A 22,014-nucleotide genomic window follows, 5' to 3' on the forward strand; every position below is an offset into this window, starting at 1 on the left:
AATGGCAAAAATACCATCCGAAGAAAACGGCATCCTCCATCCCGAAACCCAGCTCCCCGAAGACGACCGGGATGTTTCCCTGAGGCCGAAAAGCCTTTCGGAATTTCTCGGCCAGAAGGCGATGAAGGAAAACCTTTCGGTTTTTATTTCCGCCGCCAAGAACCGCAGCGAAAGTCTGGACCACCTTTTCCTTATCGGCCCCCCGGGTCTGGGAAAGACGACCCTGGCGCAGGTTGTTGCCAACGAGCTGGGAGCCGACTTTAAGGTCACCTCCGCCCCGGCGCTGGACAAGCCCAAGGACCTGGCGGGGATTCTCACCACGGTGACCGAAAAAACGGTCTTTTTTATTGATGAAATCCACCGGCTCAAGCCTACCATTGAGGAAATGCTCTACATTGCCATGGAGGACTACGAACTGGACTGGATCATCGGCCAGGGGCCGAGCGCCCGGACCATCCGGATTCCCATTCCTCCCTTTACCCTGGTGGGAGCCACCACAAAAGCGGGGAATGTTTCCAGTCCCCTGGTAAGCCGGTTCGGAATTTCCTGCCGGTTTTCATTTTACGAACCCGAGGATATGGAAGCCATTGTCCGCCGCTCTGCGGGAATTCTCAAGGTTACGGTTGACAACGACGCGGCGGCCCTCCTGGCAAGCTCCGCCCGGGGGACCCCCCGGGTTGTGAACCGCCTGCTGCGGCGTATGCGGGATTTTGCCGAGGTTTTCGGTTCCGGCCACATCACGAAAAAAGTCGTGGCCGAAGGCCTTGAACGCCTGGAAATAGACGCCCTGGGCCTGGAAAAACACGACCGGGAAATACTCCGGATAATCATTGAACGGTACAACGGCGGTCCCGTGGGAGCCGAAACCCTGGCTATTTCCGTGGGGGAAGCGGTGGAAACCCTGGAGGACTATTACGAACCCTATCTTATCCAGGCCGGGCTGATCCAGCGCACCCCCCGGGGCAGGGTGGTGACCGCCCTGGCCTATGACCACCTCAAGCTTGCCAAGGGACGCAATGAAAACAGCGGACTTCTCTTTTGAACTTCCCGAAGACCGGATAGCCCAGTTTCCCCCGGAAGAACGGGGCCTGAGCCGGCTAATGGTTCTGGACCGGGGACAGGGAACCAGGATTCACAGCGCCGTGGGGAATCTCCCGGATTTTCTGGAGCCCGGCACGCTGCTGGTCTTCAACAACTCCAAGGTACGCAAAGCCCGGCTGTACGGCGTTTCCGCGGAAACCGGCGCTAAGGTTGAATTCCTTCTGCTTAAACAGCTGGATGACGGTACCTGGCAGGCCATGGTGCAGCGGGCAAAACGGCGCCGCCCCGGGAGCCGCTACGTATTCGGGGACGGGATAGAAGGGGAAATAACCGGAAGCGACGGTGAATTCCGGATTATACGCTTCAGCCCGGAAATCGACGACCAGTGGCTCGACCGGAACGGCCATATCCCGCTGCCGCCCTACATTAAGCGGGAGGACCGTCCCCAGGACAGCGAGCGGTACCAGACAATATACGCGGATCCCAGCGGGTCCGCCGCGGCCCCCACCGCGGGGCTGCACTTTACCCGGGAGCTTCTGGACCGGCTCAGGGAGAAGGGGATTGAAACCGCCTTTGTGACCCTCCATGTGGGACTTGGGACCTTCCTGCCGGTGCGGGCTGAAAATATCGAAGACCACCGGATGCATGAGGAATTGTATTTTATCGGCAATGAAGCCGCGGACGCCGTGGAAGCCGCGAAATCCCAAGGCCGGAAGGTTATCCCCGTGGGGACCACGTCCCTCCGCACCCTGGAATCATCCTGGCATGACGGCGCCCTCCGCCGGGGGGCCGGAAATACTTCGATCTTTATGTACCCCGGTTACCGGTTTAAGGTCGCCGGCGGACTCTTTACCAATTTCCATACCCCGGAATCGACCTTGCTGATGCTGGTTTCGGCTTTCGCGGGAAGGGATTTTATCCTTGAAAGTTACCGCGACGCCCTCAATGAGGGGTACCGTTTTTTCAGCTACGGCGATGCCATGCTGATTTTATAAGGTCGCCGTGATGCTGTTCGGTACCAAATCCGGAAACATGGAAATGTGAATTCCGGAGGATCCGCCGCATAAAAAAATCCCCAGAACTGCATCAAGTCAATACAAAGGGAAATAAGGCCGGTGCAAAAATAATACTGAAGACCTTTCCCCTGGTTTTTTTATCAGGAATTGATATTATTACATAATACAGAAGAGGAACCGCAATGAAAATCCGTACAAAAATAATAAGTTTTCTTGGTATCATGATTCTGGCGGTGGTTTGTATCCTGACTGGAATCATGACCTTTACCATAAGCCGCATGCGTTCCCAGGGGAACCATATTCTCAGCCAGGTTAATACCGATATCGAGGACAGTGTCCGGGATCAGCTGGTGATGCTCGCCGAAACCATCGGACAGTACGTGATTTCCATTGAGGCGGAAATCGACAAGAATATGCTCAACGCCGCCAAACTGCTCGCCGAAGTCGACCGTCTGACCTCCGGCACTATAAGCACCGCGGACCTGGAACGGCTCAAGCGGGAAACCGGTATGTCCGACCTCTACCTGGGGGATGTCCGGGGAGTGTTCACGGTTTCCACGGAACCCGCGTCCATAGGGCTTTCTTTGTTTGATATCTGGGATGGGTACCGCATGCTGGTAACCGGAGAATCGGACTACCTGCCGTCGCTGCTTAAGATAAAAGTTGAAACCGGGGAGATTTTTAAATTTACCGCCATCCCAAGGTACGGCGGCCGGGGTGTCATTGAGTCGGCCCTGAGCGCCCAGGATATTGAAGGTTACCTTCAGCAGTACATTACCACGGGAAACGGCATCAAATCCATGAATCTTTTTGACTTTACCGGTCTTACCCTGACGCAGAATATGGCCCCCGGCGAAACCCCGGTCTACGCCAAGGGAACTATGGTGACCGATTCCGCGATTATGGGAATTTTCGGGGACCCTTCGGCGATTACCGTGGGGATACAGGGGTCAGAAGCCCGGATTTATTACCCCGTACTCCAGAACAATTCCGTTAACTACGTCCTGTTCATCAACCTCGATACCACGGGATATTTTTCCACCGCCAGGATTATTGAGGCTCCCCTGGAGCAGCTTATCGAAGAAAACCGGTTTTCCAATACCCTGGTCTTTGCGGCGATTTTCTTCACCCTTATCATATTCAGCGCGGTCATTGCGCTGCTTATTAATTATCTGCTCAAGCCCCTGGGATTCTTCAATTCCCTGCTGAAATCCCTTTCGGAGGGGGATTTTTCCATTGCCGTTCCGGAAAAACACGGCCAGCGGAACGATGAGACCGGAGAAATGGCCAAGTCCTTTGCGGATACCATCGGGCAGGTCGGAGAGATGCTCCGGATAATAAAAGACCAGGTGACGCTTCTGGAGGAAGCCGGCGGGACCCTCGCGGCAAACGCCGAGGATACCCAGGGCCAAGTCGTCAACATCGGCCGGCACATAGACAATGTCACGGGCAAGACCGACAGCCAGACCGGCAGCGTATCCACCGTATCGGGTTCAATCGATGAAATCGCCGGAAACATAGAAGCCCTGGACCGGCTGGTCGCCAGCCAGTCGTCGGTGGTTTCCCAGTCCACCACGGGAATCGAGGAGATGCTCCGGAGTATTTCCCTGGTGAATGAAGCAATCCGCAATCTCATGGAGCGGACCGGCAGCCTCGTTGAAGCCTCCCGCCGGGGCAAGGAAAAGCAGGTACAGGTCGAAACCCAGGTAAAAACCATTTATGAGTTTTCCGAAACCCTGAGCAATACCAACGCGATTATCGCGAATATCTCATCCCAGACGAACCTGCTGGCCATGAACGCCGCCATTGAAGCCGCCCACGCCGGAGAATCGGGCAAGGGCTTCGCGGTGGTCGCTTCGGAAATCCGGAAACTCGCGGAGGAATCCGCCGCTCAGTCGAAAACCGTTGGGGAGCAGCTTAAGGAAATCCAGGGGGGAATCAAACTCGCGGTGGGATCCTCCGGGGAATCACGGCTGGCCTTCGACACCATCGTGGAGCACATTGAAGCGATCAATACGCTGGTCGACCGGGCCAGCGCGGATATGTCCCTGCAGAACGCGAAATCCAACGAGATTAAGGATGACCTGCGGACCATGACGGAACTTACGGTCCGGGTAGAATCCAGCGCCGCGGAAATGCGCCAGGAAAGCCTGACCATTGTCAAAGAAATGGAACACCTGAAAACCATTTCCCAGGATGTCCATGACAGCATCAATGAAGTTTCTGCCAGCGCCGGGGAAATCGGCAACGCCTCCCGGTCGGTCTTATCCGTGGCCAAGGAAACCAAGGAAAAAATCGCCAGCATTTCGGAACAGCTGGGCAAATTCAGAATTTAAAATTAATCCGGACCCGCGGCCAGGGCACTTTTATTCCCGACAAGGACGGGAATGATACAGCGGAGAAATACGACGGCAGAAATATTGGGGACTATATTGGGGATGGGATCAGGAATATAATGGGTGAATTTTTGGCTGATACGAGATCTTCAGATCCAGGTAATGGGGTTTTCTCCAAAATTTCAAGCAATGGTTGGGGATTCGATGGGGGCTCTGCAAGTAGTTCAACTAACCGGATAGGATTCAATACCTCCCGGGTTGTCCCCACCGCCCCCTGGAACCGGGACGCCTCGGTATCCGGCCGGGCCTGTATTTTCTATTAATCACTGCCGGCGGGATTTTATCGAAATCCGTTATTTATCCCGCCGTCTTTGTCCTGGCCATACGGGAATCCCGGGCAGCGCCGGCCAGGGAGGCCATGGCCACCGCGGCGATGATGATGCCGCCCCCGGCCAGGGCCAGCGCGCCGGGGCGTTCCCCGGTGACCAGTAGCACCCAGAGGGGATTCAGGACCGGTTCCACCATGGCGGTGAGCATTGCCTGGATCGCGGTGACCCGCCGGATGCCGTAGGAGAACAGCACCGACGCGGTGCCGATCTGGAAGACCCCCATGAAGAGCAGCGCCGAGACCGCCGGAATGGTCACTTCCGGGGGCGCCGCAAAAATGAAGGGAATCCCCACCGCGGCGGTGATGGTATGGGCCAGGATCATGGAGTCCGCGGGGCTGCCGTCCTTCTGCATCCGCATAAACACTGAATTGGCTCCGAAGCATACCCCGGAGAGCAGAGCAATGCCATCCCCCAGGAGCGATCCCCGGGCCAGGCCTTCCCGGAAGAACAGCAGGAGCCCGACAACCACCGCCCCCAGAGCAGCCCAGTGTTCCCACCCAGGCTTTTCCTTCAGCAGAATCCATCCAAGGATTGCGGCCCATACCGGCGCGCTGTACTGGAGTAGGATGGCGTTGGCCGATGAGGTCATTTTGTTTGCCGTCACAAAGAGGAGCAGCGTGGCGGCGTAGGAAATCCCCGCCCCCCAGAAAGCCCCGGGAGCGGCCCTGCCGGGCACCCGGCGGCGGCTTAAACCCCGTACCGCCAGCATAAAAGCCGCCGCGATGGCGCTCCGCAGCCCGGCAATAACAAAAGGATGCCAGTCTATCAGTTTTATGAATAACCCGCTGGTACTCCACAAAACGGCGCAGATTACTATGGCAAGCTGGCCCTTGACGGTCTGTCTCATGGCAGCATGGTATATAACTCCCTCTATTTTGTCAAAACCGGAATTTGCCGTTCAGGGTGTCAGCCATGGTGCCGATACTAGTAATGGAGGCTGCTAACGTGATTAGAGGATGGTATACCGGCGCCAGCGGCATGAGAGCCCAACAATGGCGTCTCGACGCGGTGTCGAACAACCTGGCCAATGTGGACGTGACCGGCTATAAAAAAGATATTGCCGTGCATAAGGCATTTCCGGAAATGCTGATCCGGCGTATGAACGATGACGGTGTATACCACCAGCCCTTCGGTTCCGCTGACGCAGCGCCGATAATCGGAAAACTCGGCACCGGGGTTGAACTGAATGAACTCTTCACCAGCTTTGAACAGGGAGCTATGAAGGAAACCGAGAATGATTTTGATATCGCCCTGGATGGGAAGGGTTTTTTCTCGGTGGCCACACCCTGGGGCGAGCGCTATACCCGGGACGGTGCCTTCATCCTGGGCAAGGAAGGATTCCTGGAAACAAAAGAAGGCTACCCTGTGCTGGGCGAAAACGGCCCGCTTAAGGTAAAAGCCAACAACTTCCAGGTTGATAAAGACGGCCGGGTCTGGATAAACGCGGAATACGCCGATGACCCGGAACTTATGGTCAACCGTGAAAGCAATGAATGGGGCGATACGGTGCTCCTGGATACCCTTAAACTGGTCCAATTTGATCACGACCGGTATCTGCAGAAGCAGGGATCAAATCTCTACCGTTCCACGGAAGTTTCCGGGGACGCGGAAATAATAGAACCGGGCGGGCGCCCCAGGGTCGTTCAGGGCTTTGTAGAAGCCTCCAACGTCGATCCTGTCCTCGAAATGGTCCAGATGATCGAAGTAAACCGGGCGTATGAAGCCAATCAGAAAGTAATAACCACCACGGATTCCATGCTGGGAACCTTAATCAACCAGGTGGCAAGGGTATAAGGGGTAATTTATGGTACGAAGCTTATGGACCGGCGCGTCCGGCATGATCGGGCAGCAGGCCAATATTGATACGATTTCAAACAATCTGGCCAACGTGAACACCTCGGGGTACAAGAAAGTGCGGGCGGATTTTGAGGACCTCCTGTACCAGACCGTAAAAACCGCCGGAACCCCGGCAACGGAAGAGACCGTGGTCCCCGTGGGCGTCCAGATGGGCCACGGCGTTAAGGTCGCCGCCACCCAGCGCATGTTCTCCCAGGGATCCCTTCAGAATACCGAAAACGTCTATGATGTGGCGATCCAGGGAGAAGGTTTTTTCAGGGTGAAAATGTACGACGGAACCTTCGCGTACACCCGGGACGGCGCTTTTAAAGTGGACTCCGACGGACGCCTGGTGACATCCAACGGATACTGGGTGCTTCCGGACATTGTAATGCCCGAAAACTTCCTGCCCGAGACAATCACCGTTTCCCAGGACGGCCGGGTCAACGTAAAGGTTCCGGGATTCGAAGATCCCGTCCAGGTCGGCCAGATGGAGCTGTACCGGTTCCCCAACCCCGTAGGTCTCACCGCGGTGGGGGAAAACCTCTTCAAGGTAACCAACGCCTCCGGGGACCCCATCGCCGGGCAGCCCGGATACGACGGCATGGGCAAGCTGGTCCATAAATTCCTGGAAATGTCCAACGTATCGGTGGTCCGGGAAATGGTGGATCTCATCGTGGCCCAGCGGGCGTATGAATTCAATTCAAAAACCATCCAGACCAGCGACAATATGCTGGGCATCGCCACAGGCCTTAAACGGTAAGGAAGCTGAAGCATGGATATAACCGCACTGGGTTCCTATTACCTTAACGATACCCGGCTCATGCCGGGTTCCCTGGGAATCGCCAATCAGGACGGCGGCCGTCCGGAGATAGAGGGGGCATTTTCCGGCTTGCTTGAGAAAGCCCTGTCCGCCGGTGAGGAACAGAAGAACTCCGCCGCAAAACCGGAAACCTCCGAAACTCCGGTTATTCCGAAAATGGCGGGCAAGCCGGTTGTTGACAAAACCGACAAACTCTACGAACAGTGCGAAGCCCTGGAAACATTTCTGGTAAAAAACATCCTTTCGGGGATGCGCAAGACCATCCAGAAGTCGGACTTCATGGGCGGCGGTTTCGCGGGTGAAATGTACGAAGACATGCTCTACGACGAATACGCCAAGGACTTAACGAAAAACGGCGGTTTCGGGCTGGCAGACCTTGCCTACCTGGAACTGACCGGCCAGCGGGGAAAGGTAATAAACACCCCGGTCTGAAAACCTTAGACAGTCGCTGATACCTTGGAAAATAACCAAAGCAGTATGGATAAACGGGGCCGGGGGCGGTTTATCCATACTGCTTTGCTTTTTTCACGGTACCTGGCTGCGGCTGTCCAAGTTCCGGGGAGAAGCTTGGTATAGGCGGTAATTCTCTCTAGGGCATAGCACCTAACCCGGGGATGCTCACCGCTACCCATCCACCCTTTAAAAACAGGACCCCAGCCTTATGTTACAGAACCTCAGCAAAGAATCATGGTGTTTTTCTGCTAATGCGGGGTGCCGTAGTGTATGGGGTATGAGCGACTTTCGAGGCCGAAGGCCGACGAGGAGCCATACCCCGTATACTACGGCAGGACCCCTGGATCAGGTACTTCCATGCTTCTTTGCCGAGTATTAAGCGCATAAGGCTGCCGCCCTGGTGCTATCCCGATTGCCGGACCGGTAACTAGTTGTTTATACTGACCGGACTATGAAACAACCTGGAAACCGATCAGCAGCCGAACCATACATTCCCGACCTCGGCATCGTATACCCCTCCAATCCCGACGAACACATGACCCGGGTCCAGCAGCAGGTGTCTATCACCGTGGACGATAAATATCCCTTTCTGGATAAATCCTTCAAATTCCGGTTTATGAGCGGACTGCTTTATCTGGGGATATTCACCCTGGTATTTATATTAAGCCCCCTCCGGTTTGGCCTGAAGATCGAAGGCCGCTCCATTCTGCGGAAACACCGGAAGCTTTTCAGAAACGGAGCCATGACAGTTTCAAATCACATGCACCGATGGGATCTGCTGTTCGCGCTCCAGGCCGTACGGTACCGGAGGCTCTACTTTCCCGCCTGGAAGGAGAATCTTGCCGGAAAGGACCGCAACCTGATCCGCCTCACCGGCGGGATTCCGGTTCCCACGGACCTGCATGTGATGCGCCGGTTCAATGAAGCCTTTGACGAACTCCATGCCAGACGGAAATGGTTCCACGCCTTTCCCGAGGGATGCAGCTGGCCGTACTACCAGCCTATCCGGCCCTTTAAGAAAGGGGTCTTTACCATGGCGTACCGCTACGGTCTACCGGTGATTCCCATGGCATTCTCCTACCGGAAGCCCGCGGGATTGTTTCGGCTATTCAAGGGAAAATATCCCTTCATAACCCTCCGCATCGGGGAACCTCTTTTTCCGGATACAAATTTGAACAGAAAAGAAGCCGTGATCCGCCTCCGGGAGGAATGCCACCGGGCTATCGTGGAACTTGCGGGCATAACGGACAATCCCTATCCCTGCGAAGGCGACTAGCCGGGGAATCCCTGTTTTATACCGCGGTCGGCCGGGGAGGATTGGGTTTTCTCAGATCAAGGTTTTTCAGGGTTTCCGCGTGGTCCATGAGGATCGTCCGTATGGTAAACCAGGGGTAGGGTGTATCCCCGGTATTTTTCGCGGAACGTTTTTTTCCTGACTCTATTCTGATAAATCCCATGCCGGCGGACCGGGCTCCGGCGCCGTCGGTGTCGTCCCGGTCGCCGATAACCAGGGTTTTGTCGCAGGACGCCCCCAGGGACGCGGCAATCTCCCTGAAGGGCCGTTCCGCGGGTTTGAGGGCGCCGAAATCATCCGGCCCATAGAGGCTTCCGCACGTTTCGGTGTTGAAACCCAGCGCCCGGAGCCGCCCGGGCGTATTGGGATAATCGGAATATACGGCGCAGCCAATACCGGAATCCTGCAGGGTCCTCACCAGTTCTTCCGCGCCGGGATACAGGGTGTACTGCTTTTCCAGCACCTTCAGCATCAGAGGCATATACCGGGAAAAATACCAGTCCCGGATTTGCGGTTCGGATCTGCGGCTTCTGCGGGCGATCCGCAGAAAGAATTCCCCGTAGAACGCATCGGGCGAAGAAAAGTCACACCCCTTGAGTTCGGCGCGTACGATGCGTTCATTCCGCATGAGCAAACAATCCAGGGGCGCTGCGGCCACCAGACGCCGGCCCAGCTTGGCCGAATTGTACAGGGTGCCGTCAAGATCAAATATTACCGCGTTTATTCCTAAAATAGTATCTGCTTCCTGTGGTTTTCATGAACCCCCGGGTTTATCCGCGGGAGAACGGTTCGGCTGTCTTTACGCCAGGACAAGGTCGGCTTTTTTTACCAGTTCCCTGAACATTTGGTGGCGCCTTTCGTCCTGCATAAGGAGGTTAAGTTTGAACTGTCCGTCCCGGTATCCCATGTCAATACAGCGGGACTTGAACTGTTCAAAGGATTCGGGGACCAGGAGTTCGGTTACCGGATCCTTGAGCCGGAACGAATCCCGTTTCGCCTGGTATTCAACGTTGTACTTCTTGAGGTAGGTATCCACCAGACGGGTAAAGTCTTCGGCTTCGGCCTGGGAAACACCGGGATCCGCGAATTCGTAGTACAGGCGGTATACGGAGTCCTTGAGATCCGCGAAACCGATGAAGAACGTCAGCTTAAGGCCCTTGTCTTTTTCGGCGGAATTAATGGCCTTAATAAACTGACTTTCGTGGAGTTTTTCCCCGGTCAGGTTTATGGTTCCGTTGATTTTCTGGATCATGCTGATGGTCGGATATTCATTGTAGAATCCCGTAATCTCGACCAGGTCGTTCATGTTGTAGCGGTAGAGACCGGCGGAGGTGGTTACGATTATGCAGTACCGCTGGCCGGCTTTTACTTCGTGCATCTGGTAAATCCGGGGATTGGGACTGTCCAGTTCCGATTCATGGATGAATTCAAAATACGTCTTGTGGCCGAAGATGACCGTATCCTTGGTGCTGCTTTTTAAAACCACACCGGGCCGGCATTCCGAAGCAAAGTAGCTGAATTCGTGGAACACGCTGTCCTTGGCAAAGGAGTCCTTGATCCGGTCGAAATACACCGCGGTATTGCCGCACATCCAGGTATTGATAACCTGCATATTGGGCCAGTAATGCTTGGGAAGCACGGTGCCGTACTGGGTCTTCAGTTCCCGGAGTTCCTGCGCCCGGGCGGGATTGGGTTTTGTGTACCCCTCCAAAGCCGCCCGGATATCCTCGGGAATATCGAAACGCCTGCCCACGGTTCCCTTTTCAATATCTTCCACATAATCATCGTAGAACTCGTTGGCGTTGTTCTGCATTTCGATCAGGGTGCTGGGATTGGCGGTTATAATACAGTGAACGTCCCGTTCAATTCCCATCCGCATCAGGGCGTAGTACCGGGCCTTGTAGTCCTCAATCCCGAACACATCCGCCGGGGCGGTATGGACCGGCCGCATGAATTTGGGAATATCCCGCTGGGATATCCCGGAAATGGAACCGTAGACCGTTCCGTCGGGGGCGGCTCCTTCGATGGCTTTGCCGACAATGGAAAGGGTCGGACCGTCAAAGGTTTTGGGTTTGTTTTTGAGCAGGGTATAGAACCAGAGGCGGTTCATGTTGTTGTAGACTTCCTGGTAATACTGGTCGGTGATGGGTATCCACTTGGGTTCGTTGGTAGTTCCGCTGGTGGTGGCGTACATCTTGGGTTTTCCCGGAAACAGAACGTCCGGTTCGCCGTTTTTATGGCGTTCCACGTAATGGCGGAGATCCTCGTACTGGTTCACCGGAACGTATCCGCGGTACAGTTCGAACAGTTTCTCCGGCGTTTCCGCTTTTAGGATCTCCTCAAAATGGTGTTCCCTGCCGTAAACCGTATCCTTGGAAACCGTCAGCATCCTGCGGAGGGTCTTTTCCTGGGCGTTTCTGCCGTCCCTGGATTCCCTGTTTAATTCTTTCATCGCCTTTCTGCCGACAAATCCCAGGCCGGCTTTTATTTTCCACAGACCTTTTGTCTTTTTTTCCTGCATTGCGTCACTCCTCAGGATTAAAAAAAATGATAAAATAAAAATAATAAATTAACGAATAAATGTGGACGTCACTCCGGAATTAATTATACCAAGGCTTTTTTCTGCTGTTCAAGGCAACAAACCCATTATTTCAGACATTTCTCGGATCTTTTGTCGGATTAATTTTCCCCTTGTGAATCCCCCGAGAGGGAACTATTATGAATTAGAAATACCCTTTGGAGTAAAGATCGATGAACCGGGAAGAGACAAAGACAATCAGAACACTTTTGGACTTTATTTACGGCGGCGAAGCCGCGGAACCGCTGCACTCCGCACTGATGGAAATCCTTTCGGAAGGACCGGGCGGGAAGGGCGCCGGCGGTTTTGACCACCGGGATGCCCTGCTCATAAGCTACGGCGATATGCTTTCCGGCCCCGGCGGTCCGGAGAGCGAAGCCTCCGACGGCAGAACCGGTCTTTCCCGGCTGGGCGCGTTCCTTGACCAACGGAACCGAGGAGCGTTTACCTATCTCCATATTCTGCCGTTCCATCCGTATTCTTCCGATGACGGGTTTTCGGTAATCGACTACCGGGCGGTGGATGACCGCTTCGGAACCTGGGGTGATATTGAGGCCCTGGGAGAAAAATTCCGGCTGGTTTTTGATTTTGTGGTGAACCACGGCAGCGTCCAGAGCCGCTGGTTCAAAGGTTTCCTCGCCCAGGATGAAAAGTATGCCCGGTGGTATATTACCCGCCCGGCGGATTACGATTATTCCGGCGTGGTCCGGCCCAGAACCCATCCGCTTCTGACGCCCTTTACCATGAAGGACGGTTCCGTCAGCCACGTCTGGACCACCTTCAGCGCCGACCAGGTGGATTACGATTTTTCTGATCCCGAGGTTCTGCTGGAATTTATCCGGATATTCCTCGATTACGTCCGCCGGGGCGGCCGGATCGTACGGCTCGACGCCATCGCGTATCTCTGGAAGGAAGACGGCACCCCCTGTATTCACCATCCCAAAACCCACGCGGTGGTCAAGCTGTTCCGGGCGATAATCGATTATTTGGAACTTGATATGCTCATCCTCACGGAGACAAATGTTCCCCACGCTGAGAATATTTCGTACTTCGGGGACGGGGACGAGGCTCACATGGTCTACAACTTCGCCCTGCCTCCCCTGGTACTCCATGCCGCGGTTTCCGGCGACGCCGGCCCCCTCCGGAAATGGGCAAAAACACTCCCGGACCCGAAAAACGCGCAGCTCTTCCTCAATTTCCTGGCCAGCCACGACGGCGTGGGACTTACCCCCGCCAAGGGGCTGGTGGCGGATGACGCCTTCGCCGGGACCATCGAGGAATCGAAAAACCGCGGGGCCCTGGTTTCCTATAAAGCCGCTCCCGGCGGGTCCGTTCCCTACGAACTGAACTGCTCCTATGCCAGTGTAGTCGCTCCCCGGAGCATGGGCGGGCCGGATATCCGGGCCCGGGCCTTCCTGGCAACCCAGGGGGTCCTTCTGTCGCTGCCCGGCCTTCCGGCGGTGTATTTCCACAGCTGGGTGGGTTCCGAGGCCTGGCAGGAAGGCCCGGAGCTTCTGGGCTACAACAGGGCCATAAACCGGGAAAAACCCCCGGCGGAACAGGTGGAACGGGAACTGGAGGACAGCGGATCCTTCCGGTCCCGGGTGTACCGCGGTTTCTCCGGTTTTCTGGAATTCAGGAAGCGGGAACCCGCCTTCGGACCCCGGGAAGGCATAACGGTACTGGATACGGAGGGCTCGCTTTTCGCGGTGGTCCGGGGTCCGGACGCTGCCGGGCGCAGGGTTCTCTGCGCCATGAATCTGGGGCCCGCCCCGGTATCCTTTGCCGCGCCGGATGGTTTTTCGGCTGAGCCGGCAACGCTGGAGCCCTGGGAAACGCGGTGGATGGCCCGGGGCGGCGGGGATGAGCCGAGGGAGTTTTCCACCGCACGGTGAGGTTTGAGGCGGGTTTTATATCCCCTGAAACGTGAGCCAGGATGAAAGGAGGCGCGGGGTCGTTACGATTCCCGCGGCTTCTCCCGCGGCCAGAAGGATGAAAACCACCATAGCCGCCGCGAGCCACCCGCCGCGGGCGGGCGGCCCTCCGGGGTTTTTCCGCCGCTTCCGGATGAATCCGGCGCAGAACGCCGCGGCTGCAGCGCCGTACAAAACCGCGAAACCGATCCGGAACGCCAGGGGCTGACGTTCCGCCGCTGCCGCAAGGCTGTACCCGGCCCGGGCAAGGGTTCCCGAAAGCCCCCTGAGGTCCCCCAGGATCATATACAGGCCTATGCTGATGAGCAGCAGCCCGGAAATCACCCTGACCGCCTTCATGTGGCGTTTTACCGCCCCCAGGATCCGTTCCATCCGGCCGAAGAAAAGTCCCGCCAGGATAAATGGCAGGGCCAGGCCCAGGGAATACAGCAGGAGCAGCGCCGCGGCCTTGAGCAGCGATCCGGTTCCTGCCAGAAAAAGAATCGACGCCAGAATAGGGCCGACGCAGGGACTCCACCCGGCGCCGAAGGCCGCACCGAAAAGGAACGCCGAAACCATGGTCGCGGGTCTTCCGGCGCCGCGGAAACGGTGTTCCCGGTTTAAAAAAGAAAGAAAATCAAAGAGAATGTTGAAACCCAGGATCACGATAACGGCCCCCGCGATGGTATTCCAAATCCGGGAATGGCCGCTCACCATGGCCCGGGCCTGGGAAAAAACAAGGCCGAAGATTATGAAAACCGCGGTAAACCCCAGGGTAAAGGCTATGGACCGCCCCAGAGCCGCATTCCTCCCCGATTCCCCGCCGGCAGAATCTCCGCCGGCCCGGGATCGGAGTTCCGAAACCGAAGATCCCGCCAGCATGGCGAGGTAGGACGGGACCAGGGGAAGTACGCAGGGGGACAGAAAAGACAAAAGCCCGGCGGCGAAGGCGCTGATAAATTCAAAAACCGGGGCCATTTAGGGTGTTTCCAGGAGCGCTTCAAACAGGGCGATACATTCCGGGTCATCCCAGCTGCGGGCGCCTATCTTTCCGGCAATTACGTTCCCGTCCCGGTCAATAATATACGTAGTGGGAATTCCCCGGCTCGCGTACACGGCACCCAGGGAACCGTCCTGGTTCAGCGCGATGGGAAAGGTGTAGGGGTTCTTTTCAAGAAAGGAACCCACCGCCGCGGCGTTTTCGCCCACCGAAACGGCGAGGATTTCAAAATCACTGTCCCTGAGCCGGGCGCTGAGCCGCTCCATGGAGGGCATTTCCGCCTGGCAGGGGGGACACCAGGTCGCCCAGAAATTAAGGAACAGGTAGCGCCCCCGGAAATCCTCCAGGGTAACCGTATCGCCCTCAAGGGTGGTCACGGCGAAGGAGGGGATTTTCTGGGGCGGATCAAAAACCATCATACCCAGCTTCCGGAAATCACCGGCGAAATTTCCTCCCGAAACCGTAACTCCGGGATCCGCTGTTTCCGCGGCATCGCTGTTTCCCTTTGATTCCGCGCAGGAAACCGCTGCGAACAGCATGATTCCCAGGCTCAGGACAAAAACGGTGTGCCTATAGTTTTTCATTGGATTCATTCAATAACCTCCGGAAGAATTACCGTCCCAGGGCGTACACAAGAATGTTGTACGCGCCGTGTGCCCAGGCAATACCGTGGACAGACCGGGTCCTGGCGTAGACAGCGGAAAGGATGAGCCCCGACAGCAGGGCGTTCAGGAAGCCCCAGGGGCCTTCATACAGGTGGCAGAGCGAGAAAAGCAGCGTTGAAACAGCGGCAACGGCGGCGGTTCCAAGCCCGGCCCGGGAAAGACGGGAAAACAGGTACACCCTGAAATAACTTTCCTCCATGTAGCCGGTGCTCGCGCACGCCAGAATAGTGACGATCCAGGGGACAATTCCCCGGGGTGACCCGACAGCCGGACCGGAAGGGAGCTGACCGGAAAATGTCCCCAGGGCGGCCAGCGAAAACGCCGCCGCGCTGACACCGATGAACCCTATCCCGGCGGGGATGAGGTCCTTTATCCGGGGAACCAGCCGGGGAACCGGTTCTCCCCTTTCCCTCCGGGTCAGAAGCATATACCATATCAAAGCGAGGGCAGGCACATTGCGGACCACAATCCTGTTCAATTCCTTTATAACGGAAAAATCCATAAAAACAGGAACCGCATCCGCGGGCAGCCGTATTCCGGGGAGAAAGAGAACCAGAAATAATATCATCGGTTCAAGGGCGGTTTTAACGGTATGCTCCTTTTGACAGCCCTATCAGGCTGCGGTATAGTTATATTGGGATTGTAATTAAATTATGATATAATTTGAAGATAGGTATATCGCTGGCATGCGGTCTGCATGGAGCGGGACGGAGGTAGAAACTAGGTGCTGATTTACATACTGTTAATCATTGTCGCAGTTCTCGGCATACTCTGGTTTGTACTTTCGCGGTCCAAAAGCGAAAAGCAGTCCTCGTGGCTGCAGTTTTTCGCCCGGGGAAAGGATGCGGGGTTCAGTTTTAAGGAAATTGAACTGCTCAGGAAGCTCGCGGCTAAGAGCAACCTTGAGGATCCCATGTCCCTGTTCTGGTCCCAGAAACAGCTGGACCGCTGTATCAGCGTCTACCTGCGGAATGTCAGGCTTTCCGGGGAGGACCGTAACCAGAGTACCCAGGATTTTCTCGCCAAACTGTACGACTACCGGAAAAAAATCGAGCTGAACAAACCCCGGTACAAAAAAGGAATTACCAGTTCCCGGTTTATTGAGGAAGGCCAGCCCCTGCGCATACTCGCGGAAAACCTCGGGGTTTACCGTTCCCGGGTCATAAAAAACACCGAAAAATACATGACCATCGCCCGTCCGGCCAGCCCGAACCTGCCTACCAGTTTTTCCTGGAACGGCCTCAAAATCGCGGTCTATTTCTGGAGGAGGGACGATGCGGGGTACGTTTTTGATACCTACGTTCTGGATGAAGTTTATTCCCGGGGGACCCAGTCCCTGCAGATTTCCCACTCCGATTCCCTGTTCAGGACTCAGAAGCGGAAATCCGTCCGGGTCAAAACCCATATAGCGGCATACCTGTATCTCCCCCAGGGGAATGAACTGAGCGACGGCGCGGAAACAAAGCCCGGGCTTAAGTGTATTGTCGAAGATCTTTCGGACAGCGGCTGCGCCGTAACCGTGGGCGGCCGGGCGGTGCCGGGACTCCGGGTGAAAATCCAGTTTGCCCTGGATGATACCCCCATCACCATGACCGGTACCGTCCGTTCATCGGAATTCAATGAAGAAAGCGGCCGTTCGCTGCTTCATATTCAGGCTGACCCATTGCCCATGGCCGTGCGGAACCGTATATTAGGAGAGGTTTTCGGCCTGCAGACAGACCAGGATTACCTCGTGCCTTTTGAACTTTTGGACGGCGAAGATGAAAGCGCGGCACACGCTGAATCCGTACAGAGTGTAGGAGACTCGAATGATAAAGAACCATAAGCTCCGGGGAAAGACCCTCCGGCGCCTCGGATTTTCTCTGATTCTGCTGATACTGCCCATTGGGCTTTTTGCCCAGGAGCCGATTCTGGTTTCGTATCAGAGGAATTTCGTCAGGGCAAATCTGGCGACAAAAACCGGGATACTGCGGGATGCCGCAACGGACGAGCGGGCCGCGGAGTTTATCGGACCGCTGTACGAATATTCCCTGGATTTCAGCCTCCGGCATGCGGATATCCTCAGGGATGACCCCGATATGATAGCCCTTACGGTGCTCGCCGCCCAGGGAGTCGGCCAGGTAGCGTACAAACCTTCCGTAAATACCCTCTGGCGGGTTTTTCTGAGTTACCGGGATTCCCTGACCCGGGTGGAGGTCCTCAAATCCCTGGCGATTACAGGGAAGGGCAACCCTCAGGTCGTGGAAAATCTCAACCAGTTCCTGGCCAACCAGAATAACCTGTTCCGGTCAGGGATGGTTCCAGATTATCCCACTTTGTCCGCCTGTATCGCTGCCCTGGCCGAACTGGGAGACGGTTCATCCTTCCCGGTGCTGTTTTCGTCAATGATCGCTGGGTATCCCGAAAACATTACCGGCGAAATCGCCGCCGCCCTCAGTTCAATATCAGGGGATTATAAAAATTACCTGATTATGGTAATTCAGCGGAATCCTCCGGTGGAAAAACTGGCTGCCTTTAACGCGGGACAGGCCAACGAGCGGTTTACCGATGAGGACCGGGGAGAAATTGCGGAAGTTGCCCTGGGTGCCACCCTTGATCTCTATCCTTCAAGTTCTGAAAGTGAAACCGCAGCGGCGGAGCTCCGGTACAGTGCCGTCAGGGTTCTGACCAGGCTTAAGTGGTCCAAGGCTTCCGAAGCGGTAATCAAGCATTTTTACCGGGTTCAGGCGGATTACGCCAACGGAACCGCAGAGAAAAAACAATTCCTTGAAGCCATTGCGGCTCTGGGCGCTATGAGCAGTTCCGAGGCGGCCCAGGCATTGGCCCTTCAGCTCGGTCTGTTCAATTCCCAGATGGAGCGGAGCGGTGAGTACGATGATGAAGTCATCATTGCGGTGATAAACGCCCTGGGGGAAATCGGGGATAAAATCGCATTCGATTACCTCCTGTACATCGGGTATTTATCCTACCCCGAATCGGTACAGTCCGCTGCCAGGGATGCGCTGAACCGGCTCAGATGGTAATGCGGCGGCCCGCTGCACCGGTTTCTGTCTGTGCCGCGGGGGCCGCCGGAGTATTTTACGGGATGAGGCTTCTTCCTCCGGGAGATACGTACCGGACAGTTCCGGTATGGGTTGTATCCTGTATTCTTTTATCCGGAGCGGCTGTCCTGGGGACCTTTGTATTTCCCGGGCCGGGGAAAATAAATGTTAGGGGCAAAAAGTACTTTATCTATATAGTGACATTAGCGGCGGGTATTGTTTTTGGCATGACCGCCAGAAGTCTGGCTGCTGCGAAGTTTTATCCCGGTATTCCAATACAGACAATTTCTGGTATTTCCGGGCTTTTGCTCGATGATCCCAGGACATTCTTAAACCGCAGCGGCACAGCCCGGCTGGATGTAACCGGTGTTTCGGCTTCCGGAGGTATACGGGCCGTTCCTTCCGGAACGGTGACGGTTTTCTTCCCCGAACACAGTATGCCGCAGTTAAAGGAGTTCGGGAAAAACAGCCGGATATACGCCGAGGGCCGATTTTTCGGCGCTGACCAAAAAGGGATTCAGCGATTCGAAGCCCGGACTGTTTATATAACCGACAGGCCCGCCACGGTCTACCGGATCAGAAATACCGTACGCATAGAAATACTGGAACGGTTTTCTCCGTATCCCTGGGGAAGCCTGGCGGCGGCGTTGCTTCTTGGCGTCAGGGATGATCTGGATCGGACAATCCAGAATAATTACCGGGATGCCGGTGTTTCCCACGTCCTTGCGCTCTCAGGAATGCACCTGGCTGTTATTTCCGGGCTGATAGCGTTTCTCCTTTCAAAGCCCCTGGGACTAAAGCGGGCAGGGATAACCGGGGCGGTTCTGATCGGCGCGTATATTTTTTTAGTCGGTCCCCAGCCGTCCCTGCTTCGTGCGGCAATCATGTATTTTATCGGTACCGCCGCCCTGCTGACGGGGGTCTCAAAAGAAAGCCTTCCGGTTTTAAGCGCGGCCTTCCTCATCCAGCTCGCCCTGCAGCCAGCCCAGGGAGATGAAGTGTCCTTCATCCTTTCATATCTGGCACTGGCGGGGATCCTTGTTATCAGTCCCGCGTTCTTAAGTCTTTGCCGCGGGCGTATACCGGAATTTCTTTCCCAGCCCCTGGCCGCTTCTGTGGGCGCGTTTATTGCGACCTGTCCCGTGGTTTGCGCCTTTTTCGGTGTTCTGCGTCCCGCCGGGATCGCCGCCGGTTTGGTAATTGTACCCCTCAGCACGGTTTTTATGGTGGGAGCCCTGGTATGGCTCGCCGTATCGTTCCTGATCCCGCCTGCGGGTCCCGTTCTTGGAATAATTCTGTCCGTATTGTATGATTGTCTCGGCTGGGTCGTTTCTTTTGCGGCGCGGTTCCCGGGATGGGAACCACCCGGTTTAACCGCGGGAATCGGATTAACCCTTGGTTCCGTCCTGTTTATCGCGGCGGCTTATTTTCAGAATTACCGTTCAAGGATGCGTTTTGTCCCGTTTAATTAACTATGATTCTCCAGCTTCCCTTGCTTCGTATTTGAACGGCCGCAGCCTGGGTATGCAGAAAAAGTTCGGACAGAATTTCCTGATAAACCCAAATGCCCGGAAACGTCTTATCGATGAACTCGGTATCGCCCCGGGAGATGCGGTATGGGAAATCGGCCCCGGCCTCGGGGCAATGACCCGGGAACTTCTGGACCGGGGCGCAACGGTAACGGCCTTTGAAATTGACCAGGGATTTGTTTCCTCCCTGAAGGAAATTTTCGATGGAAGCGAATCTCTCCGGATTGTTCCGGGGGATGCGCTTAAAACATGGAAAAAAGAATCTGTCCGGGCAAAATTCCTTTTCGGTAATCTTCCGTACAATGTCGGTTCGGTTATTCTGGGAGATTTTATTGAATCAAAATGTTTTTTCAGCCGGGTTGTGGTTACGGTGCAGCGGGAAGTTGCCCGGCGAATGGCCGCAGAACCCGGCTCAAAGGATTATTCATCCTTTTCAGTTCTCTGCTCATCCGTATACCGGGTTTCGCCGCTCCTTGTTCTGAAGGGGTCATCCTTTTTTCCGCCTCCCCATGTGGATTCCCAGGGGGTTCGGCTCGATCTCCGGGACGATATTGACCCCGCCGGATATCCCGTTCTGTTTACCCCGCTGGTCCGCGGTCTTTTTGCATCCCGGAGAAAAACCGTAAAAAACAACCTGCAGATGTTTCTTTCAAACCGCAGAATAAAAGACGGAATTCATATTCAGGACGCGGCTGAATCGGCGCTGGAGGTTTCCGGCATCGACCCCCGGGAACGGGCCGAGAATCTTGGTATCGGTGAATTCCGCACCCTCGCGGCGGCCCTGGAGGTATATGTAGGGTAGGGGTTCCGCCGGGAATTGGCCTTAACGAATCATATATGATAAAATGGATGTGGTATGGGAATTAAGGATGCCCTTCAGCGGGTAGAAAACAGAATACATGAAGCCTGCCTCCGATCGGGGCGGGATCCCCGGGAAATTCAGCTTATGGGGGTTTCGAAATTCCATGGATCCGATGAAGTTGCCGAAGCCTGGGACGCGGGGCTCCGCCTTTTCGGAGAAAACAGGGTTCAGGAGGCGGCCGAGAAATTCCCGGGGTTCATGGAGACCCATGCGGGCTGTGAGCTCCATATGATCGGGACCCTGCAGCGGAACAAGGTCAAGGCAGCGGTTCAGCTGTTCCACTGTATTCAGTCGGTGGACCGTGTCGAATTGATAACCGAATTGGGAAAGCATACCGCCGGCCGGGAAAAACCGCTGCCAATACTGCTGGAAATGCACACCGGAGAAGCCTCAAAGGCGGGGTTTCCCGACCTGGACAGCCTGAGCCGTGGCGCGGAACAAGTGCTGGAATGCCCGGGACTGGTTATCCGGGGGCTGATGACCATGGCACCTTATACGGATGATACCGCAGTTGTGCGGTCTTCTTTTAAAACACTTTCCGCCGCCCGGGACCGACTGGCGGAGCGTTTCCCCGGATGTGATTGGTCGTGCCTGTCCATGGGGATGTCCAATGATTTTGAAATCGCCATAGAGGAGGGAGCAACCCTTCTCCGCGTCGGAACCATGATTTTCGGAGACAGGGTGTGAAAAAGTCCATTTCCGCCGCAGGGATGACGGTGCTTTTCCTTTTCCTTCTTCAAATTCCCTTAAACGGACAGACTGTCACGACCACTTCCATAGAACCAACCCCCGTTAAAGTCACGAAAGAAGAATTCCCCCTATGGGTTAAGGATCTCCGTCGGGCGGAAATTGTCGCCTTCGGTTCTTTCCCGTTTACGATATTTTTCGCCATAACCGCCGTTGATACGTACCGGTGGGCAACACACGATTGGGATAACCGGTACGCTCCATGGCCGGTTAAATCATCGGGGGCCGTATCCATGACCAACAATGAGTTATTCCTGTCCCTGGGAATAGGGATAGCCGGGGCCGTTGCCATTTCCGTAGCGGACCATATTATCATCAGGGTAAAACGCTCCAGAGCGGAAAGAGAAATCCAGGCGCTTCCTCCGGGGGATCCTATAATAATCCGGACACCATCCCGGCAAGATATCGACGAAGATCACCCTGACGGAGCGGACGGTGGTTTACCGGGGATTTCCGGGGAACCGGACGCCGGAACAGTCCCCGGAGTTTAA

At 55.6% G+C, this 22,014-nt stretch carries 20 protein-coding genes; 14 read left to right on the forward strand and 6 right to left on the reverse strand.

The window, feature by feature from the left end; translation table 11 throughout:
• The first annotated feature begins 1 nt into the window (after position 1).
• The 3 genes from ruvB to JFL75_RS03570 all read left to right on the forward strand — a co-directional run bounded on the left by ruvB (position 2) and on the right by JFL75_RS03570 (position 4,393).
• Entirely contained in the window at positions 2-1,042 is a 1,041-nt protein-coding gene (gene ruvB, locus JFL75_RS03560) for a Holliday junction branch migration DNA helicase RuvB (protein ID WP_215625327.1), read from the forward strand.
• On the forward strand, positions 1,017-2,036 hold the full coding sequence (queA, locus tag JFL75_RS03565) for a tRNA preQ1(34) S-adenosylmethionine ribosyltransferase-isomerase QueA (RefSeq protein WP_215625328.1): 1,020 nt from the start codon (positions 1,017-1,019) through the stop codon (positions 2,034-2,036). The genes ruvB and queA overlap by 26 nt, the downstream gene beginning before the upstream one ends.
• 203 nt (positions 2,037-2,239) lie before the next feature.
• Positions 2,240-4,393, forward strand: coding sequence for a methyl-accepting chemotaxis protein (locus JFL75_RS03570; RefSeq protein WP_215625329.1), 2,154 nt, complete (start codon positions 2,240-2,242; stop codon positions 4,391-4,393).
• Between the two features lie 357 nt (positions 4,394-4,750).
• Here the strand turns inward: JFL75_RS03570 and JFL75_RS03575 are convergent, their stop codons facing one another.
• Positions 4,751-5,629: a DMT family transporter gene (locus JFL75_RS03575; RefSeq protein WP_215625330.1), complete on the reverse strand. Its 879-nt coding sequence runs from the start codon at positions 5,627-5,629 to the stop codon at positions 4,751-4,753.
• Between the two features lie 98 nt (positions 5,630-5,727).
• On the opposite strand from JFL75_RS03575, the gene flgF reads away from it, so the two are divergent.
• From flgF to JFL75_RS03595, 4 genes are all read left to right on the forward strand, one after another.
• On the forward strand, positions 5,728-6,576 hold the full coding sequence (flgF, locus tag JFL75_RS03580; protein WP_215625331.1) for a flagellar basal-body rod protein FlgF: 849 nt from the start codon (positions 5,728-5,730) through the stop codon (positions 6,574-6,576).
• Positions 6,577-6,586: 10 nt separating this feature from the next.
• Positions 6,587-7,381, forward strand: coding sequence for a flagellar basal-body rod protein FlgG (flgG, locus tag JFL75_RS03585; protein WP_215625332.1), 795 nt, complete (start codon positions 6,587-6,589; stop codon positions 7,379-7,381).
• Between the two features lie 12 nt (positions 7,382-7,393).
• On the forward strand, positions 7,394-7,873 hold the full coding sequence (locus JFL75_RS03590; protein WP_215625333.1) for a rod-binding protein: 480 nt from the start codon (positions 7,394-7,396) through the stop codon (positions 7,871-7,873).
• A 472-nt stretch (positions 7,874-8,345) separates the two neighbouring features.
• On the forward strand, positions 8,346-9,170 hold the full coding sequence (locus JFL75_RS03595; protein WP_215625334.1) for a lysophospholipid acyltransferase family protein: 825 nt from the start codon (positions 8,346-8,348) through the stop codon (positions 9,168-9,170).
• A gap of 16 nt (positions 9,171-9,186) precedes the next feature.
• Here JFL75_RS03595 and JFL75_RS03600 read toward each other — a convergent pair whose 3' ends face one another.
• Together JFL75_RS03600 and JFL75_RS03605 are read right to left on the reverse strand one after the other, a co-directional pair.
• Positions 9,187-9,921 (reverse strand): HAD family hydrolase, encoded by a 735-nt coding sequence (locus JFL75_RS03600; protein WP_215628703.1) that lies wholly within the window; start codon positions 9,919-9,921, stop codon positions 9,187-9,189.
• A gap of 66 nt (positions 9,922-9,987) precedes the next feature.
• Positions 9,988-11,709, reverse strand: coding sequence for a GH3 auxin-responsive promoter family protein (locus JFL75_RS03605; protein WP_215625335.1), 1,722 nt, complete (start codon positions 11,707-11,709; stop codon positions 9,988-9,990).
• A gap of 230 nt (positions 11,710-11,939) precedes the next feature.
• Between JFL75_RS03605 and JFL75_RS03610 the strand changes: the two genes are divergently transcribed.
• A complete protein-coding gene (locus JFL75_RS03610) occupies positions 11,940-13,661 on the forward strand; it encodes a sugar phosphorylase (RefSeq protein WP_215625336.1) in 1,722 nt (573 codons plus the stop codon).
• Positions 13,662-13,676: 15 nt separating this feature from the next.
• Here JFL75_RS03610 and JFL75_RS03615 read toward each other — a convergent pair whose 3' ends face one another.
• Genes JFL75_RS03615 through JFL75_RS03625 form a run of 3 tightly spaced genes read right to left on the reverse strand, consistent with a single transcriptional unit; the run spans position 13,677 to position 15,846 of the window.
• The gene (locus JFL75_RS03615; RefSeq protein ID WP_215625337.1) at positions 13,677-14,657 is read right to left on the reverse strand and encodes a cytochrome c biogenesis CcdA family protein; all 981 of its coding nucleotides are present in this window, start codon (positions 14,655-14,657) and stop codon (positions 13,677-13,679) included.
• Entirely contained in the window at positions 14,658-15,272 is a 615-nt protein-coding gene (locus JFL75_RS03620; protein ID WP_215625338.1) for a TlpA family protein disulfide reductase, read from the reverse strand.
• Positions 15,273-15,291: 19 nt separating this feature from the next.
• Positions 15,292-15,846 carry a CPBP family intramembrane glutamic endopeptidase gene (locus tag JFL75_RS03625; protein ID WP_215625339.1) on the reverse strand — a complete coding sequence of 185 codons (555 nt, stop codon included), beginning with the start codon at positions 15,844-15,846 and terminating at the stop codon, positions 15,292-15,294.
• Between the two features lie 222 nt (positions 15,847-16,068).
• Here JFL75_RS03625 and JFL75_RS03630 point away from each other — a divergent pair, with 222 nt between their 5' ends.
• From JFL75_RS03630 to JFL75_RS03655, 6 genes are all read left to right on the forward strand, one after another.
• Positions 16,069-17,169 carry a flagellar brake protein gene (locus tag JFL75_RS03630; RefSeq protein WP_223292752.1) on the forward strand — a complete coding sequence of 367 codons (1,101 nt, stop codon included), beginning with the start codon at positions 16,069-16,071 and terminating at the stop codon, positions 17,167-17,169.
• Positions 17,153-18,367, forward strand: coding sequence for a HEAT repeat domain-containing protein (locus JFL75_RS03635; RefSeq protein ID WP_215625340.1), 1,215 nt, complete (start codon positions 17,153-17,155; stop codon positions 18,365-18,367). Before JFL75_RS03630 ends, JFL75_RS03635 begins: the two co-directional genes overlap by 17 nt.
• Before the next feature lie 245 nt (positions 18,368-18,612).
• On the forward strand, positions 18,613-19,857 hold the full coding sequence (locus tag JFL75_RS03640) for a ComEC/Rec2 family competence protein (protein WP_215625341.1): 1,245 nt from the start codon (positions 18,613-18,615) through the stop codon (positions 19,855-19,857).
• Entirely contained in the window at positions 19,841-20,716 is an 876-nt protein-coding gene (gene rsmA / locus JFL75_RS03645; RefSeq protein ID WP_223292753.1) for a 16S rRNA (adenine(1518)-N(6)/adenine(1519)-N(6))-dimethyltransferase RsmA, read from the forward strand. Before JFL75_RS03640 ends, rsmA begins: the two co-directional genes overlap by 17 nt.
• A 54-nt stretch (positions 20,717-20,770) precedes the next feature.
• A complete protein-coding gene (locus JFL75_RS03650; protein ID WP_215625342.1) occupies positions 20,771-21,463 on the forward strand; it encodes a YggS family pyridoxal phosphate-dependent enzyme in 693 nt (230 codons plus the stop codon).
• A complete protein-coding gene (locus JFL75_RS03655) occupies positions 21,460-22,014 on the forward strand; it encodes a DUF8521 domain-containing protein (protein WP_215625343.1) in 555 nt (184 codons plus the stop codon). Before JFL75_RS03650 ends, JFL75_RS03655 begins: the two co-directional genes overlap by 4 nt.

Source organism: Breznakiella homolactica (genome assembly GCF_016616095.2).
Classification (GTDB): domain Bacteria; phylum Spirochaetota; class Spirochaetia; order Treponematales; family Breznakiellaceae; genus Breznakiella; species Breznakiella homolactica.